Here is a 16,358-nt window from a genome sequence, read left to right as displayed (position 1 = left end):
AAGGAGCGAAGACATGAATCGGTTAGAGCGGTTAGAGCAATCATTAGCCCAAAGCACTGTGCCCTTTTTTGAAATCGGGGATACCGTGCGAGTCAAAGTCAAAGTGATCGAAACAAAGACCTCCGGGAAAAAGACTGAAGAGGAAAAAGAACGGATCCAAGCGTTTGAAGGCGTCGTCATCGCAAGGAAAGGCAAAAGCGCCAGTGAACGGTTTACTGTGAGGAAAATCTCCTTTGGCGTAGGGGTTGAACGAATATTCCCCATTCACTCACCCAGCATCGCAGGCATTGAAGTGGTGCGAAAGGGTAAAGTACGACGCGCAAAACTCTACTACCTTCGAACGAAAAAAGGAAAAGCCGCAAAAGTTGCTGAGCGTGAATACGCGAAGATAAGTAAGACCACGGCAACGGCTGAGTCTGTTCTCAAGGAGGAGACGCCCTCCGAGACTGATTCGCAAGATGCCTGACCAATATGTAACCAGTTCTCAACACATGTCCTTCGCGGGGGCTCATGCAGCCCGATCATTTTTTTGAAGACGCTGCGCATTCGTGCGGCCATCGATCCATTGCCGGCCTCGACGAAGCAGGACGTGGCCCACTGGCCGGTCCTGTCGTAGCCTCCGCAGTTCTATTGCCCAGGCGATTTCGGCTCGAAGGCTTGAACGATTCAAAAGTCCTGCATGAATCCGATCGAGAGTCTCTCTACGGACAGTTGACGCATCGAGCGATCTCTTGGTCTATCGGAATCGCTTCTGAGCAAGAAATTGACCGTCTGAATATCCTTGAGGCCACACGATTGGCGTTGTTCCGAGCTTTGACGGCACTGTCTATTACCCCAGACTACCTCTTGACTGACGCCATTCATGTCCCCTACACCTCGATTCCTCAACGATCAATCATCAAAGGCGATGGGCTTTCGTTATCGATCGCCGCCGCGTCTGTTCTGGCCAAAGTCACGAGAGACCGTGTGATGCATGACTATCATCAGCGATTCCCACAGTATCAGTTCCACATTCATAAGGGCTATCCCACACCGCAACACCTTCGGCTTCTTGCCGAACATGGGCCGTGCCAAGGGCACCGACAGAGCTTTCGTCCGGTCCAAGCCTGTCGGTCTCTCGTCTCAGAACCCGCATGAAACCAAAGAGTCACATCTTTGGAAAAGCCGCAGAATCCCTTGCGACTGCATATCTTCGAAAAAAAGGATATCGTATCCTTCACCGCAATATGCGGCTTGCCGGAGGAGAGCTTGACCTCATCGTCCAGGATCGCCAGACGCTGGTCTTTGTGGAAGTGAAGGCACGAAGATCAAAAAGTCATGGCGGCGCGCCCTATACCCTCACGTCTTCAAAAAAACTGCGGCTCATTAAATTGGCAGCCCAGTACCTGGCTCAACGCCAGATCAGTCAACGTGCTTGTCGTTTTGATGTCGTGTTATGCCATGGAGATCTTGGACAGCCTCTTGAATTGATACACATTGAAGATGCCTTTGAGATTCCTGGGGAAGACATCAGATGGTGAGCTGTTATAATGAGGAAAAGACGGTCGCAGGTATCCTCTCACTGGGACACCTGCTGCGATCAAATAATAGATGAAGCCTTCCCTTAAACCGCTCATACTTTCCATGAAGAACTTCCACCTTCCGATCTTCGTCTGTTCTTCACATTATGACCTTACAGACGCCGGATGATTCAACTTTTTCACGTCACCAAATATTATGAAGGATGCATTGCCCTCTCCGATCTCTCCCTGCGGGTTGATAAAGGTGAATGTGTCCTGATCACCGGACCCAGTGGCGCCGGTAAGACCACCTTGTTGAAGCTTATTTTTGGCGCTGAACATCCGGATGATGGACAAATTCTCGTGCAAAACCGAAATATTGCGCGGCTGCGGCCAGGAGACATTCCATATCTCCGTCGCACAATGGGATTTGTCCTTCAAGACTTTAAGCTGCTTCCCCATAAAACGGTGTATGAAAATGTGGAACTGCCATTGATTATTCGCGGCCTCTCGTCGTTTGACGCACGCCGGAAAGTCGCTGAATCGCTCCAGGCGGTCGGTATGGACCATAAACGAGCAGCACAGACCTCGGTCTTGTCCGCTGGGGAGCAACAACGGGTCTGCATTGCCCGGGCAATCGTGAATAGCCCCATCATTTTACTCGCCGATGAGCCGACAGGTAATTTGGATCCTCAACTCACGTATGAAATCGCAGAGCTGTTTAAAGCGATCAACGCGCGAGGAACGACGGTCATGCTCGCGACCCACAACCGTCAGGTCGTCGATCAAATGAATGGCCGCATGATCAAGCTCGACTGTGGTCGGCTTATCACTGACCGAGGAGTGATGGTATGAAACGCGTGCTCTATCTCCTCCGCGAGGCCATCCGGGGCCTCCGTGCCAACCGAACGAGCACGGTTATCGGGATTATGACGACCGCGTTTACGATCGCCAGCTTCGGTGTGTTTGTGTTGTTGTACCACAATGTGCGGACCATCGCCGGGACTCTTCAAGACCAGGTTCAAATCATTATCTACCTCAAGGATGAGATTTCGTCCAAGGAACGATCAACCCTCGAAACCATGCTCAAGCAGGAATCGAACATCGAAACCCTGGCGTTTATCTCCAAAGACCAAGCCCTTAAAGACTTTCATGAGCAATTCCCCAGTGAATCTTACCTACTTGAGGGTATTGGAGATAATCCCTTACCGGCCTCATTCGTCGCGCACCTCACACCCAGCCCGCATGTCTCAGACCTCGTCTCGGCGGTTGCTTCAAGAGTCAAGGTGCTGTCAGGCGTGGAGCATGTCCGGTACAGCCGGGATTGGGTGGAACGATTAACGCTCTTCACCAGTTACCTTGAGATTGGGGCGCTGGGAGTGGGACTGATTCTTTCAATAGCTTCATTGACGATCATTTCGAACACCGTCCGCTTAGCCTTTTGGGCACGGCGTGAAGAAATAGAAATTTTACGCTTGATAGGCGCCACCGGAGCGTTCATTTCTATTCCGTACCTGATTGAAGGCGCGGTACTCGGCACGTTGGGTGGACTGCTCTCATTAGGCCTTCTTCGCGGGGGATTTGAAATCGTCAAAGATAAAATCAGCGATTTAGGCTGGGTAGGAGGATTAGAGACGGCCATTAGCTTCTTCCCTATCCAATTATCGTGTATGTTAGTGTTAGCGGGATTGATCCTGGGCTGTATTGGGAGTGCGTTGTCGGTTTACGGATGGGCAAAAATTCGAACATGAGACAGACTCCTCGATTCTGGTCGATCATTCTTCTCAGCACGAGCATGGCATGTCCACTCCCGATCTGGGCAGCCTCTCAACCGAAGACGGCTATTTCCCAAGAATTGGAACAGGAACGCCTTCGCCTTAAAAAACTCAATGAAGAAATCAACAAAACCAAGCAGAAGGCCAAGAAAGCTGAAAAACAATCTGAATCAGTCTTGAAGAAAATTGAAAAACTGGATAAGGCATTAGTCAAAAAACAACAAGAGTACCGGCGTATCGACAAGGATCTCAAAGGAAAAGATCGGGAGCTCTCTCAAGTCCAGAAACAATTATCGAACATTGAATCAGAAGTCTCCCAACATCGGAAAGGTATTTCCAATCGACTACGGCTGCTGTACATGGAAGGAAGGGGGGGATATCTCAAAGCCTTGTTCGAAGCCGACACCTTCGCCAATTTTGAGCGACGGTTAGCCTATCTTTCCACGATATCCAAGCAAGAATACCAACTCCTGACCGACTACCGACGACAGTTGGAGGAATTGGAAAACCTCAAGACACAACGAGCGAAAGCTCGTGAAGAACTGCTGAGTTTCAAACAACAGACGCAACAAACGATCAATGATATGAAGGGGGTCAAGAAGGACAAGCATGTAGTCCTCACGAGTTTATCGAAAGAACAAAAACTCTATGAACGTACCGTCGAAGGGTTACAGCGTTCCGCCAAACAAGTCGATGCATTGTTGAAAGAACTCGATCAACGCTTTAAGCTATCACAAGCACAGGCGAAAACAAAAAAGAGTAAAGCCCATAACGAAGGCTCATTACTCTGGCCAACACAAGGAACGGTCGTTTCGTTTTTTGGTCGCCAAAAGCACCCAACCTTTGATACATATGTCAATAAAAAAGGCATCGAGATCCGAACCAACCATGCCACAGCGATCAAAACCGTTTCTCAAGGTACTGTCGTCTATGCCGATTGGTTAAAAGGATACGGATTAGTCGTGATCGTCGACCATACCAATGGGTTTTTCTCTCTCTATGCTCATGCGTCAACATTACTCGTGAAAGAAGGCCAGAAGGTTTCCCAAGGGCAAGTCATCGGAAAAACTGGAGAAACCGGTCTCACCGACAACAACACCCTCTACTTTGAGTTACGAAAAGGCACCAAACCGGTGGATCCGCTTCGCTGGCTCGTTAAACGTCCATAACCATGGAGTAGTCAAAGGAACTTTTGTATGAAACAAGAACGCCACTCAACTGTCTGGGTCTCTGGTCTGACGGTGGTCATTATTCTGCTCGTGGGAGTCTTGATCGGAAAAGGATGGGATCGGACTGGATATGCGAGCGAGAATTATGAAGAATTGCAAATCTTCGCGGAAGTCCTCTCTCAAGTCAAAAAACACTATGTCGAAGAGACCAAAATGGAGGACCTGGTTCATGGGGCCGTACGTGGCATGCTGGCGGGACTAGATCCACATTCCTCTTATATGACATTAGACATGTACAAGGAAATGCAGGTGGAAACGAAGGGGGAATTTGGAGGACTGGGCATTCAGATTGGCATCAAGGACAATCGGTTAACCGTGATTGCCCCGATCGAAGACACACCCGCCTTCGCGGCCGGGATCAAAGCCGGAGACATTATCGTCAAAGTTGGCGATACGCCAACGAAGGATCTGACACTGATGGAGGCCGTCCAAAAAATGCGGGGACCGAAAGGGACATCCGTCAATTTGACGGTTTTTCGAGAGGGCGAAAAACAACCCCTAGTATTCGACATTACGCGTGATACTATCAAAATTCAGAGTGTCCGCAGTAAGGTCATTGGCGGAAATACCGGGTATATTCGGATTACGCAATTTCAGGAACAAACACCGGAGGACTTAGCGAACGAATTAGAAAAGCTAAAAGAACAGAACATTCAAGGATTGATCTTAGATTTACGAAATAACCCAGGCGGCCTGCTCACAGCAGCCGTTGGAGTCGCCGAACAATTCTTGAAGTCCGGAAAATTAATTGTATCGATTAAAGGACGCAATGGACGGGAAGATGAGTATCGGGCACGCGACAATGGAGAGAAATATCAATACCCCATGATCGTCTTAATTAACCAAGGTTCGGCGAGTGCATCAGAAATCGTGGCCGCAGCCATGCAAGACTGGGGTAAAGCCGTCATCCTGGGCATGACAAGCTTTGGGAAAGGGTCCGTGCAAACGATTCTTCCGCTCTCGGATGGGTCGGGGCTTCGCTTAACGACGGCGAAATATTACACCCCGAAAGGCGAGTCGATTCATAAAATTGGCGTCAAACCTGATATCGTGGTGGATCCCAAAACCACCGCACATGCGAAAACAAAAAAGGAAACTGATGAAGAAGCCGTTTCGCTTCCTCAACTATCAGAACTGGAAAACACTCAAGCCAGTGAAGGCGGCGATGATAAGAAGAAAGACGAGGACACGGGAGTACCGCCTGACGACGTACAGCTTCAAAAAGCATTGGAACTCTTGAAAACCTGGAAGGTCTTTAAACAATTACGGCCGGCAGCCTAAGACTCTAATAAAGCATCAAAGATTCAGTACGATTGCAGTGCTCGTTTTCAAGACTCCGTCAATACTACGTATACGTGAAAGAACGATATCATTGAGTTCCTCGATCGTAGCGGCTTCAATTTGCGCGACGAGATCGTGAGGCCCCGTCACGGCTGCCAACGATTTCACGCCTTGAATTCTCATGATCGTTTTGTACGCACTTTTGGTGTGGTTTCCTGTCACGTCGATCAGTATAAACGCAGCAATGGGCATATCCACTCTCGACCTTTTTCTTTAAAGATTCATATTCACCATGCCCCAAGGACACGATCATCTGTTTCGTTCGTGACCGCTGAAGCATGCCGTTCCAGGGATGAGCGAGCCAACGAGTCACCTTCTAAACGCTAACAAAGGCCAATCAGGCAGTCAATCCAAACCGACCTACGCGATCTTATTTTTCAGGAAGCCGACGGTGAATGGCTGCCAAAACCTCTTCCGTCCGCTCCATCATTCCTGGGATCGTCCGTAACATATGAGAGCGAACCAATCGTTCCAAGTCTTCCAACGTGTGTATCCCTAAACGAAAATATAAATCATGGACGAGATGTTCTGAAAATCCGGGCAAGTTCATCCAAGCCTTGACTGCATCTGGCAGGGGAGTTTTCAACTCCTCATAGGCCTGTATGTGTCCAGTCGACACGTACTCTTGAATCTTGGACGCAAGGTCTTTTCCTACCCCGGAAATCGATTGTAATTCTCCACGCTGAGCGATCATGTTAATATCATCTTCCAAAGCCAGCAATGCCTCTGCCGCTTTTCGGTAAGCACGTACGCGATACGGATTTGCCGCACGCCTCGAGAGGAGACCGGCCATCGCATGAAACAGCCCTGCTAAATCTTGATTATGATTCGTCATAAATTCCCACCGGTTGATAGGATCTTAACAAGGGGAAAATTTGAGGATTTCACATTGTACGCAGAACCATCCGCTAGAGCTACCACCAATTTCATTCATGATCGCGTTCTTGTCGCCATGCGTCCTTACGACATGATTGGATGTCACAAACAACCGTCCCCCTTTTATTGACAAGCATTTCAATACTGCCTTAGGATGAAATCAGGCGTGAAGGCACAGAGACAATTCTCGTCCCATGAGTGTACAGTGATCACGTTCTCATGGATATTCAAGTAAACGGGAACAACCAAACTCTCCAGGAAGGTCTCACGGTATCAGATCTTCTTCATCAACTAGACATCTGCCCGGAACAGGTCGCCATCGAGTTGAACTTGAAAATACTCGATCGACAGGATTTTCCCACCTCAGTTTTGCACCAGGGGGATACTGTGGAGATCTTAAGCTTTATTGGCGGAGGGACCTGACGCTGATCGGCGACACACACGCCATTTGATAGACCTGCAACAACCTTTTTAATTGAGAACGAGAGAGCTGACCATGATTGACGATCGTTTAACTATTGCCGGACGCGAGTTCAAATCACGTCTTTGGGTAGGAACGGGGAAATATAAAGACTTCGAAGAAACGAAAAAAGCCATCGATGCGGCTGGCGCCGATGTCGTGACGGTTGCCGTTCGACGGGTGAATATTACGGATCGTCAATCAGAGAACCTGCTCGACTACCTCAATCCGAAAGAATACACCATTCTTCCCAACACGGCGGGGTGCTACACCGTTGACGATGCGCTTCGCTATGCACGGCTGGCACGTGCAGCCGGGGTGTCTGACCTGATCAAACTTGAGGTCATCGGTGACGAACGGACACTCTTTCCTGACACGGCTGGGTTAGTCGAAGCGGCCAAGATTCTCGTGAAGGAAGGATTTATCGTCTTACCCTATACCAACGATGACCCCATTGTGGCTCAAAAATTGGTTGATGTCGGCTGTCCGGCCGTCATGCCGTTAGCAGCCCCGATCGGGTCCGGACTTGGCATTCGGAATCCTTATAACCTGAAGATCATCCTTGAAACGATCAAAGTTCCCATTGTCGTCGATGCAGGCGTAGGCACGGCGTCTGATGCCGCTCTCGCCATGGAGTACGGAGCAGATGCGGTTCTGATGAATACGGCCATCGCCGGGGCCAAAGATCCGATCATGATGGCTGAGGCGATGAAACTGGGGATTGACGCAGGACGGCTCGCCTACAGAGCCGGAAGGATACCTCGAAAACTGTATGCGACCGCTAGCAGTCCGATAGAGGGAATGCTGTAAAAGGACTGGACATGTTCAAGAAATACGCTGCTGCTGTTCCAACCTCTCCTGAATGACAAAAAAAACGCTTCCTCGTTTATATGTCGTCACGAATCGCCGTCAAACTCGACGGCGCCCCCTTCCTTCCATCATCAACGAGACACTGAGAGCCGGAACAAAGTTCATACAGTTTCGCGAAAAAGACCTTGATACTCGTCAACTACTGAGTCTAGCCAGCGAGCTTGCGTCTGAAGCTCATCGTCACGATGCCCTTCTACTCGTGAATGACAGAGCCGATATCGCAAGATGTATCGGAGCTGATGGCGTGCATTTACCGGCCCATAGCCTGCCTATTCCACAAGTACGGAAATTCCTTGGCATCTCCACACTCATTGGGAAATCCACGCATTCTCAAGAAGATGTCTGCGTGGCAGAAGGCGAAGGAGCCGATTTTCTCGTTCTTGGTCCCATTTATGATACGCCTTCAAAAAGACCGTACGGCCCACCTCTGGGGATCAAGACGCTCAAAACTGTTTGCCAACGATCAACTCTCCCCATTTACGCCATCGGGGGCATCACGCTGGAACGAGTTCAGGAAGTCAAGGATGCCGGAGCGTATGGTGTCGCGGTGATATCCGCCATCCTGGAAGCAGTACAGGTTTCCGCCGCAACCAAGAATTTCATAAATGCACTAGACGCCTCATAAGTCAAGACCTTCGGCCACGTTCTCTCCACGTCCTCACCCTTGTCTGTGTTGACCCTTTTGAAAATCGAGTGATAAGATGACGGTACTTCTGACAATACCTATGGCTTGAGAAACCTTGAGAATACTGCGTATTTTGGTAGGGATGACGACTATCGTAATAGATCAGAGCTTTCTCCCATAAGTCCTGCCGGAAACGTCCACAACCAACAACAGGTGGAACGACGATGGGAATGAGAAAACAGGATGATCAGGACAGTGAATTAGAAAAACTTCGAAGTGAGTTGCAGGTGATGGAGTCTGAAATCCATCAACTTTATGACTCGCGCCATCAACTCCGCCGGTCGCAACAACAGAACGACCGTCTCGTTTCCAGCCTGCAAGAAGCCAAAGTTCAGATTGAAGCTCTCCGAAAAGAAGTTGAAAAGCTGACTGCACCTCCCTCGACCTTTGCCATTTTCTGTGACCTGAACCAAGATGACACGGCGAATGTCACGGTTTCGGGAAGAAAAATGCGTGTCAGCGTTCATCCGTCATTGCCTAAACAGGAGTTTCGCAAAGGGCAAGAGGTGATCCTGAATGAGGCCATGAATATCATCGAAATACGAGATTTTAATCCCCAAGGTGAGGTCGCGCAGTTAAAGCTCCGTCTTGATGACCATCGAGCATTAGTCAAATTACGACACGATGAAGAACGCGTCGTAGAAGTTGCTCAACCGCTGCAATCCGAAACTTTGAGTGTCGGCGACCTGCTCCTGTTCGAAACGCGATCGGGTTACATCACGGAAAAACTCCCGAAATCCGAGATGGAAGAAGTTGTGTTAGAAGAAGTACCTGATGCCAATTATGAGCAAATCGGAGGGCTTGAGAACGAACTGACACAAGTCAAAGATGCAGTAGAACTACCGTTTTTATACCCGGACCTGTACGCCGAACATCGGCTCTCCGCTCCGAAAGGCATTTTACTCTATGGTCCGCCTGGATGCGGCAAGACGCTTATTGCCAAGGCTGTCGCGAATTCCATAGCGCAAAAATTAAAACATTTAACTGGACGGGAAGTTCGCAGTTACTTTCTCCATATCAAAGGGCCGGAGTTGCTGAACAAATACGTGGGTGAGTCCGAACGGCAAATACGAGAGGTCTTCGCGAAAGCAAAAGAAAAAGCTTCGAACGGCTATCCGGTCATCGTGTTCTTCGACGAAATGGATGCATTGTTCCGCACGCGTGGCACCGGCATCTCATCTGACATAGAATCCACCATCGTCCCGCAATTTCTCGCTGAAATCGATGGAGTCGAAAGCTTACGTGATGTGATCGTGATCGGAGCGAGCAATCGACAAGACTTGATAGACCCTGCCGTCTTACGGCCCGGACGCCTGGATGTCAAAGTGAAAATCCCCCGTCCGGACAAACAGGGGGCGAAAGAAATCCTCGGAAAATACCTGACGCCGGACCTTCCTTTTTCCAAAGCTGAACTCGATCAACAGCAAGGTGACCCCAAGCAGCTCGTCGCCCATCTCATCGAGATCGCGACAGAGTCGCTGTATGCCCGTTCGGAAGAAAATCGGTTCTTGGAAGTGACCTACGCCAACGGGGAAAAAGAAACGTTTTACTTTAAGGATTTTGCCAGCGGCGCGCTCATCGAAGGTGTGGTCGCTCGTGCCAAAAAGATGGCGATCAAACGAGCCATCACCACTGGGGAAAAAGGCATTGCGTCAGATGATTTACGGCAAGCTATTCGAGAAGAGTTCAAAGAACAGGAAGATCTCCCCAACACCACGAACCCTGACGATTGGGCGAGAATCGCGGGGAAAAAGGGAGAAAAGATCATTCACGTGCGTACGTTAACGGAAGAACCGTCGGAATCCCGAGAAATAGAAACGGTCAGCGTCGGACACTACTTCTGACATGTCACGTTCACTTTGCCCATCGCTTGAGGCTGACATGGAGGGTCCTTGTACCGCATTCTAGGTACGGAAACAGAATTTGGCATTCTTGCCAAGGGCTCCGGTCATGCTGACCCGGTCACGGATTCCATTCGGCTCATTGGCCACTTCCCATCTCTCGCAGCACCACGGGGTATCTGGGACTACGAATATGAAAATCCTTTTCTTGATTCACGAGGCTTCGTCGTCGAAGGAGAGCCTGAACGTCCCAATCCCCACTATAATCGTCAGTTAAACAAACTCCTCTTGAATGGGGGACGGCTTTATGTCGACGGGGCCCACCCGGAATATTCCACCCCGGAATGCAGTCAACCACTTGAGCTGCTAGCCTATGAACGAGCAGGCGAACGCATCATTCAGGCCTGTTTAGAGTCGCTCAACACCTCGCTCGACGGGGAAAAAGTCTTCGTCTATAAAAATAATTCCGATGGGAAAGGCAATAGCTACGGCTACCACGAGAACTACCTGCTGTCACGATCAGTTCCCTTTGACAAGATCGCGCAAACACTCATTCCATTCTTCGTAACCCGTCAAATCTATGCGGGTTCGGGAAAAGTCGGCGCAGAAAACCACACGAACCCCATCGACTATCAAATCGCGCAACGTTCTGATTTTTTTGAATGCCTGATGGACCTCAACACGATGGTGAAACGTCCCATCATCAATACTCGGGACGAACCACATACCGAACTCGACAAATATCGGCGGTTACATGTGATTGTCGGTGATGCCAACATGGCTGAAATTCCGACATACCTCAAAATTGGCACAACGGCCATCATCATGGAAATGCTGGACGCGGGATGGGAATTCCCGAAGCTGAGCCTTGAGAACCCGGTACAAGATATCAAGACCGTTTCGCGAGATCTGAACCTCAACGCCAGTCTACGGCTTGCCAACAAGCGGACCACCACGTCGATCGAAATACAACAAAGCTACCTTCAAGCCGCTCATGATTTCTACAATACGCGGGATCTTTCACCCGCCACAAAGGAAGTCTTGGTCCTTTGGGACACAATCCTCAAGAAGCTTGAAGAAGATCCGACTCAACTTCATAAAGAGTTGGATTGGGTCGCCAAACACCGGATGATTCAGACATACATCGATCGAAAAGGATGTGGATGGAACGATCCACGCGCCAGACTTCTCGACCTGCAATACCACGACATGCGCCCGGAGAGAGGTTTGTACTACACCCTTGAACGCGCAAACCGCATCGTGCGGCTGCTTCAAGATCATGATATCGAACAGGCGACGGTTTCTCCGCCTTGTAACACGAGGGCCTACTTTCGAGGAACCTGCCTCAAGCGATTTCCAGAGAACGTGTACGGAATGAGCTGGACTTCGGTCCTCTTAGACCAAGGGCATGATCAGATAAAAAGAATTCCGCTCACGGACCCCTACCGAGGGACCCAGTCCCTCACCAACGAGCTTCTTGACGGTGTCCAGACGATCGATCAACTGCTCGAAAAACTTTCTAAATAAACCGGAATCTTTTCTAAGGACACTCATGCAATCTTCTGGATTTGACCTCCCGCCCGGTTCACCTGATCATTGTTCAAGCTTTTTTCAGTTTCTTTCAACCCATCGGCCCGAGTTAACGCCCATGGCCAGATGGGGGGGGCAGCCCATCCTGCAACAACGGGGTCCCCATGACTATCAGTCATCTCCCTTTCCACAACCCGTGGCGCATGGCACGACCGTCCTGGCCTTCAAATATGCTGATGGCGTTTTGATCGCCGGCGATCGACGGGCCACGGAAGGATTTCAGATAGCTGAAAACCGTATGGAGAAAGTGTATAAGACCGATGACTTTTCCGCGATGGCCATCGCCGGCGCCGCTGGACCCTGCCTAGAAATGGCTAAGCTGTTCAGTATTGAACTCGAGCATTATGAAAAACTCGACGGTGTGCAGCTCTCCTGCGAAGGAAAGGCTAACCGTTTAGGACAAATGGTCAAAGCGAACCTACCGTTGGTCATGCAGGGGCTCGTCGTCATTCCTCTGTTTGTCGGATATGACGCGAAACGAGCGCAGGGGCGAATTTTCAAGTACGACATTACCGGTGGACGATACGAAGAAACTGAATTTCATTCCATCGGGTCCGGTGGAAAGGATGCCCGGCTCCTCCTGAAGGAACGGTATCAGAAAGATCTCACGGAACAGGCTGCCGTGCGAATCGCGCTTCGAGCGTTAGCCAACGCGGCAGAAGAGGATGTAGGAACCGGAGGGCCGGACCCAATCCGACGCATCTACCCATCTATGAAAGTCGTGAGCGGGCAAGGCGTACAGGACATCGAAGAGAGCACGCTCGCCACGCTGTGGGAAGAGCTCGTACAAACTCGGAGACAGGAAAGCTAATTCATGGCGCTCCCGTACTACGTCTCTCCAGAACAAATGATGCAAGACAAGGCTGAGTATGCCAAAAAGGGCATCGCCAAAGGCCGCTCGATCATCGCCATGGAGTTTGAGCAAGGCCTGGTGTTGATCGCTGACAACCCCAGCGCATCCTTGTTCAAAATTTCTGAAGTGTACGACAATATCGCCTTTTCCGGAGCCGGAAAATATAGTGAATTCGAGAATCTTCGAAAAGCCGGCATTCAGCATGCTGACTTAAAGGGGTTGATGTATAGCCGGGAAGATGTCACGGCTCGTTCACTAGCCAACGGGTATTCCCAAACGCTTGGCACCATTTTCAGCCAGGAATTGAAGCCCTTCGAAGTGGAATTGCTGCTCGCGCAAGTCGGAGAAGAAGCGGGCCAAGATGAGCTGTACCGTATTGCTTTTGATGGAAGCATCGTGGATGAACAACGCATGACGGCCATCGGAGGACGGGCTGAAGCCTTACTGTCATACCTCCGAAACGAAAGCCCGACAGAACCGCCCTCGTTATCGGACGCTCTCGCCCTTTGTAAAAAAGCGTTTGAACAAATGACCGAACAAGCGATTGCCGATGAAGGCCTGGAAGTCGCCGTTCTGGATCGAACACGGACTGGTCGAAAATTTAGACGCATTTCTTCCGTAGAAGTCAAATCCCTACTTTCTTAGCTCTTCTCCCTACAGACTTCCAGTTCATTCTTTCCTGGCAGATCCTATCCGAATACGTGCGCCTCCCAAACGGTTACTCAGAAGTCTGTTGAAAAAAGCCCGCCAGCTTCGTTCTCGTCATTATTCAACACGCCTCTCAGGAATGCTTGAAGAACGGCCACGCCTCATCCTCAGTCGTTAGGTCGATAATGATTGAAGATTGGACCAATGGGGTGTATGCTGAAATGTACGTGCCCTCTCAAGGACTGTTATTTCACGATGAAACGCATATTTGGCCTTGAATGCGAATACGGACTCACCTTTTCCCCGAACGGTCGCGTCTACTTGCCTATCGAAAAAATTCTCGGATACATCTTTGAAGGGTTGATTCCCAATAGTTGGCCATCCAATGCTTTTCTAGCGAACGGAGCTCGATTTTACCAAGACACTGGTTGTCATCCAGAATATTCGACCCCTGAATGTGACGACCTGTTTGATCTCGTCATGCATGACAAGGCTGGCGAACGCGTCCTTGAAGCCTGCCTACCTATCGCCGAAGAACGCCTCCGGGAAGAAGGTCTTTCCGGCAACATTTTCATTTTCAAGAACAATACCGACTCGCTCGGCAATACCTATGGCTGTCACGAAAATTTTCTCATGCGACGCGATGTGGACTTTTGGAAAGTCGCCGAACAATTAATCCCATTCTTCGTCACCCGACAAATCTTTTCTGGCGCGGGGAAAATCCTCAAAGTATCGGGAAGGCCTCAATACTTTATCTCCCAGCGTTCCCAACATATCCATGAAAAGACGTCCTCGTCGACCACTTCTTCCCGAAGCATCATTAATACGCGTGATGAGCCCCATGCTGATGCAGAAAAATACCGCCGGCTCCATATCATCCTCGGGGACTCGAATATGTCGGAGTTCGCGACGTACTTGAAAGTCGGAACGACCGACCTCGTTCTCTCGATGATTGAAAACAAGTTTATGATTCCCAACATCGAATTAGATGAGCCCGTGAAAGCCATTCGTGACATCTCAAAAGACCCGACCCTCAAACGACGCGTGAAACTCGAAGATGGTCGAGAATTGACCGCTCTGGAAATTCAGAGAATGTACTGGGAACGCGCAAGTGAATATCTTGAGACTCAACCACACGATAAAGTGCTGCACGATGTCCTGAATGAATGGGAACGAATCTTGAACCGGCTTGAAGAGTCGCCAATGCTCCTCGTTCGAGAACTCGATTGGGTGACAAAAAAATGGTTGATGGAATCGTTTATCGAGAAAAAAGGCTGTAGGTGGGACGACCCCCGCCTGGCCATGATGGACCTGCAGTACCATGATGTCAACCAACAACGTGGCCTGTATTATCTGTTAGTTGGCCGGGACAATATCCGAAAAGTCGTCTCAGAAGAAGCGATAGAACGGGCGAAAAGCATCCCGCCTCAGACCACTCGTGCAAAGATACGGGGAGATTTCATTCGATTCGCCAGAGCCAAAAACCGCTCGTACACGGTGGACTGGACTTACCTAAAACTCAACGGTTACTGGGAAGAAACAATTCTGTGCATGGACCCCTTTTGTGCATCGAATCGACGAGTCGAGGAACTCCTCGCACAAATTCCTCATACTCGATTCAAAGCATGAGCATCTATTTCGTCGGCCAGTCCCGTTCACAGTCGACACGTGCAGGCAAAATCCTCCTCGTCATAACCGTCATCGTTGCCAGTATTTTCCCCCTCCAACTGATTCCTGGCGCTCAACAACAACCGCCAGGCACCGATGGGCAGCTTAGTGCCAAACAGGGCGAAGTCATCTGGGTGACTGTCCCTGTCGGCAACCTCGACCCGGCGAAGGTCACGGGAACATTCCTCAAACGTGACATACCCTTTTTCCCCTTGTCTCCCGAGACATATGCAGGCTTACTCGGCATTGACATGCAAGATTCGCCAAACCTTCATGAGCTGGATATCACGATTACATCTTCGGCCGGAACAGAGCATCGAAGTTATTCGGTGCTCGTTCTCAAAGAAGAGTATTCCGTACAACATTTGAAGTTGCCGAAGCAGAAAGTCGACATCGACTCGAAAACACTGAAACGGGTGAAAGCAGAACGACAAGAAATGATGGCGGCTTTTGAATCAGTCAGTCCACATCCTTATTGGGACGGTCCATTCATGGCCCCTGTGAAAGGACGTGTTTCTGGCCGATTTGGCAGTCAGCGCGTGATTAACGGACAATCCAAAAACCCGCATAGCGGAGAAGACATTGCCGCTCCTCGCGGGACACCGGTTCATGCGATGAATACCGGCACCGTTCGATTGACCCACGACCACTTTTTTACAGGGAAAGGAGTCATCCTCGATCATGGAGTTGGCCTTTATTCGATGTATTTCCATCTCTCAGCCATTTCAGTCAAAGAAGGACAGCTCGTCAAAAAGGGGGATATCATCGGAAAAGTGGGAGCGACCGGCCGCGCGACTGGACCGCATTTACATTGGGGCGTTCGTTTGAATGGTTCCCGCGTCAATCCTTACTCGCTGATTAATCTGCCAAGCGAACCGTAACGACCGGGATTCGTGCGAATTCTTCTCAGACAATGACGCCCATCTCCACGTGGGGTTAAACTGCAACCTGCGTAAGGTAGAACGGCTCACGCTCTGACCGGCTGCTCTCCAGAAGACTTATCATTCTCATGACAGGACTCAT

General features: G+C 49.9%; 18 protein-coding genes. 16 read left to right on the top strand and 2 right to left on the bottom strand.

Going from position 1 to position 16,358, the window contains the following annotated elements; genetic code table 11:
* Positions 1–13 precede the first annotated feature (13 nt).
* The 7 genes from rplS to MRJ96_09505 all read left to right on the top strand — a co-directional run bounded on the left by rplS (position 14) and on the right by MRJ96_09505 (position 5,784).
* A complete protein-coding gene (gene rplS, locus MRJ96_09535) occupies positions 14–466 on the top strand; it encodes a 50S ribosomal protein L19 (GenBank protein ID MDR4501676.1) in 453 nt (150 codons plus the stop codon).
* Positions 467–510: 44 nt separating this feature from the next.
* Positions 511–1,137, top strand: a complete 627-nt coding sequence (locus tag MRJ96_09530) for a ribonuclease HII (protein MDR4501675.1) — start codon at positions 511–513, stop codon at positions 1,135–1,137.
* A complete protein-coding gene (locus tag MRJ96_09525; protein MDR4501674.1) occupies positions 1,134–1,520 on the top strand; it encodes a YraN family protein in 387 nt (128 codons plus the stop codon). The genes MRJ96_09530 and MRJ96_09525 overlap by 4 nt, the downstream gene beginning before the upstream one ends.
* A 165-nt stretch (positions 1,521–1,685) precedes the next feature.
* Positions 1,686–2,354, top strand: a complete 669-nt coding sequence (locus MRJ96_09520; protein MDR4501673.1) for an ATP-binding cassette domain-containing protein — start codon at positions 1,686–1,688, stop codon at positions 2,352–2,354.
* Positions 2,351–3,250, top strand: coding sequence for an ABC transporter permease (locus MRJ96_09515; protein MDR4501672.1), 900 nt, complete (start codon positions 2,351–2,353; stop codon positions 3,248–3,250). The genes MRJ96_09520 and MRJ96_09515 overlap by 4 nt, the downstream gene beginning before the upstream one ends.
* Positions 3,247–4,443, top strand: coding sequence for a peptidoglycan DD-metalloendopeptidase family protein (locus tag MRJ96_09510; GenBank protein ID MDR4501671.1), 1,197 nt, complete (start codon positions 3,247–3,249; stop codon positions 4,441–4,443). The genes MRJ96_09515 and MRJ96_09510 overlap by 4 nt, the downstream gene beginning before the upstream one ends.
* A 27-nt stretch (positions 4,444–4,470) precedes the next feature.
* Positions 4,471–5,784, top strand: coding sequence for a S41 family peptidase (locus tag MRJ96_09505; protein ID MDR4501670.1), 1,314 nt, complete (start codon positions 4,471–4,473; stop codon positions 5,782–5,784).
* 15 nt (positions 5,785–5,799) lie between these two features.
* Here MRJ96_09505 and MRJ96_09500 read toward each other — a convergent pair whose 3' ends face one another.
* Entirely contained in the window at positions 5,800–6,036 is a 237-nt protein-coding gene (locus MRJ96_09500) for an Lrp/AsnC ligand binding domain-containing protein (GenBank protein MDR4501669.1), read from the bottom strand.
* 178 nt (positions 6,037–6,214) lie between these two features.
* Positions 6,215–6,679, bottom strand: coding sequence for a histidinol-phosphatase (locus MRJ96_09495; GenBank protein ID MDR4501668.1), 465 nt, complete (start codon positions 6,677–6,679; stop codon positions 6,215–6,217).
* 260 nt (positions 6,680–6,939) lie between these two features.
* On the opposite strand from MRJ96_09495, the gene thiS reads away from it, so the two are divergent.
* From thiS to MRJ96_09450, 9 genes are all read left to right on the top strand, one after another.
* The gene (gene thiS / locus MRJ96_09490) at positions 6,940–7,143 is read left to right on the top strand and encodes a sulfur carrier protein ThiS (GenBank protein MDR4501667.1); all 204 of its coding nucleotides are present in this window, start codon (positions 6,940–6,942) and stop codon (positions 7,141–7,143) included.
* Positions 7,144–7,216: 73 nt separating this feature from the next.
* Positions 7,217–7,990 carry a thiazole synthase gene (locus tag MRJ96_09485; protein MDR4501666.1) on the top strand — a complete coding sequence of 258 codons (774 nt, stop codon included), beginning with the start codon at positions 7,217–7,219 and terminating at the stop codon, positions 7,988–7,990.
* A 52-nt stretch (positions 7,991–8,042) separates the two neighbouring features.
* Complete coding sequence (gene thiE, locus MRJ96_09480) at positions 8,043–8,675, top strand: thiamine phosphate synthase (GenBank protein MDR4501665.1); 633 nt, start codon at positions 8,043–8,045, stop codon at positions 8,673–8,675.
* A gap of 224 nt (positions 8,676–8,899) precedes the next feature.
* Positions 8,900–10,579, top strand: a complete 1,680-nt coding sequence (arc, locus tag MRJ96_09475; protein ID MDR4501664.1) for a proteasome ATPase — start codon at positions 8,900–8,902, stop codon at positions 10,577–10,579.
* A 48-nt stretch (positions 10,580–10,627) separates the two neighbouring features.
* A complete protein-coding gene (locus tag MRJ96_09470; GenBank protein MDR4501663.1) occupies positions 10,628–12,103 on the top strand; it encodes a proteasome accessory factor PafA2 in 1,476 nt (491 codons plus the stop codon).
* 25 nt (positions 12,104–12,128) lie between these two features.
* Positions 12,129–12,977 (top strand): proteasome subunit beta, encoded by an 849-nt coding sequence (prcB, locus tag MRJ96_09465; GenBank protein MDR4501662.1) that lies wholly within the window; start codon positions 12,129–12,131, stop codon positions 12,975–12,977.
* 3 nt (positions 12,978–12,980) lie between these two features.
* Complete coding sequence (prcA, locus tag MRJ96_09460) at positions 12,981–13,664, top strand: proteasome subunit alpha (protein MDR4501661.1); 684 nt, start codon at positions 12,981–12,983, stop codon at positions 13,662–13,664.
* A gap of 258 nt (positions 13,665–13,922) precedes the next feature.
* Positions 13,923–15,296 carry a Pup--protein ligase gene (gene pafA / locus MRJ96_09455; GenBank protein ID MDR4501660.1) on the top strand — a complete coding sequence of 458 codons (1,374 nt, stop codon included), beginning with the start codon at positions 13,923–13,925 and terminating at the stop codon, positions 15,294–15,296.
* Positions 15,293–16,216 carry a M23 family metallopeptidase gene (locus MRJ96_09450; protein ID MDR4501659.1) on the top strand — a complete coding sequence of 308 codons (924 nt, stop codon included), beginning with the start codon at positions 15,293–15,295 and terminating at the stop codon, positions 16,214–16,216. The genes pafA and MRJ96_09450 overlap by 4 nt, the downstream gene beginning before the upstream one ends.
* The last annotated feature ends 142 nt before the right edge of the window (positions 16,217–16,358 follow it).

This window comes from Nitrospirales bacterium (assembly GCA_031315865.1).
Taxonomy (GTDB): domain Bacteria; phylum Nitrospirota; class Nitrospiria; order Nitrospirales; family UBA8639; genus JAGQKC01.
The sequence above is the reverse complement of the archived record's forward strand: the minus strand, read 5'-3'. Positions and strand labels throughout refer to the sequence as shown.

Coding starts and splice junctions, on each gene's coding strand:
- pafA (MDR4501660.1), top strand. CDS start 13,923: ATGAAACGCATATTTGGCCTTGAATGCGAATACGGACTCACCTTTTCC.
- thiS (MDR4501667.1), top strand. CDS start 6,940: ATGGATATTCAAGTAAACGGGAACAACCAAACTCTCCAGGAAGGTCTC.
- prcA (MDR4501661.1), top strand. CDS start 12,981: ATGGCGCTCCCGTACTACGTCTCTCCAGAACAAATGATGCAAGACAAG.
- prcB (MDR4501662.1), top strand. CDS start 12,129: ATGCAATCTTCTGGATTTGACCTCCCGCCCGGTTCACCTGATCATTGT.
- MRJ96_09510 (MDR4501671.1), top strand. CDS start 3,247: ATGAGACAGACTCCTCGATTCTGGTCGATCATTCTTCTCAGCACGAGC.
- MRJ96_09505 (MDR4501670.1), top strand. CDS start 4,471: ATGAAACAAGAACGCCACTCAACTGTCTGGGTCTCTGGTCTGACGGTG.
- arc (MDR4501664.1), top strand. CDS start 8,900: ATGGGAATGAGAAAACAGGATGATCAGGACAGTGAATTAGAAAAACTT.
- MRJ96_09495 (MDR4501668.1), bottom strand. CDS start 6,679: ATGACGAATCATAATCAAGATTTAGCAGGGCTGTTTCATGCGATGGCC.
- MRJ96_09515 (MDR4501672.1), top strand. CDS start 2,351: ATGAAACGCGTGCTCTATCTCCTCCGCGAGGCCATCCGGGGCCTCCGT.
- MRJ96_09530 (MDR4501675.1), top strand. CDS start 511: ATGCAGCCCGATCATTTTTTTGAAGACGCTGCGCATTCGTGCGGCCAT.
- thiE (MDR4501665.1), top strand. CDS start 8,043: ATGACAAAAAAAACGCTTCCTCGTTTATATGTCGTCACGAATCGCCGT.
- MRJ96_09450 (MDR4501659.1), top strand. CDS start 15,293: ATGAGCATCTATTTCGTCGGCCAGTCCCGTTCACAGTCGACACGTGCA.
- MRJ96_09485 (MDR4501666.1), top strand. CDS start 7,217: ATGATTGACGATCGTTTAACTATTGCCGGACGCGAGTTCAAATCACGT.
- MRJ96_09500 (MDR4501669.1), bottom strand. CDS start 6,036: ATGCCCATTGCTGCGTTTATACTGATCGACGTGACAGGAAACCACACC.
- rplS (MDR4501676.1), top strand. CDS start 14: ATGAATCGGTTAGAGCGGTTAGAGCAATCATTAGCCCAAAGCACTGTG.
- MRJ96_09520 (MDR4501673.1), top strand. CDS start 1,686: ATGATTCAACTTTTTCACGTCACCAAATATTATGAAGGATGCATTGCC.
- MRJ96_09525 (MDR4501674.1), top strand. CDS start 1,134: ATGAAACCAAAGAGTCACATCTTTGGAAAAGCCGCAGAATCCCTTGCG.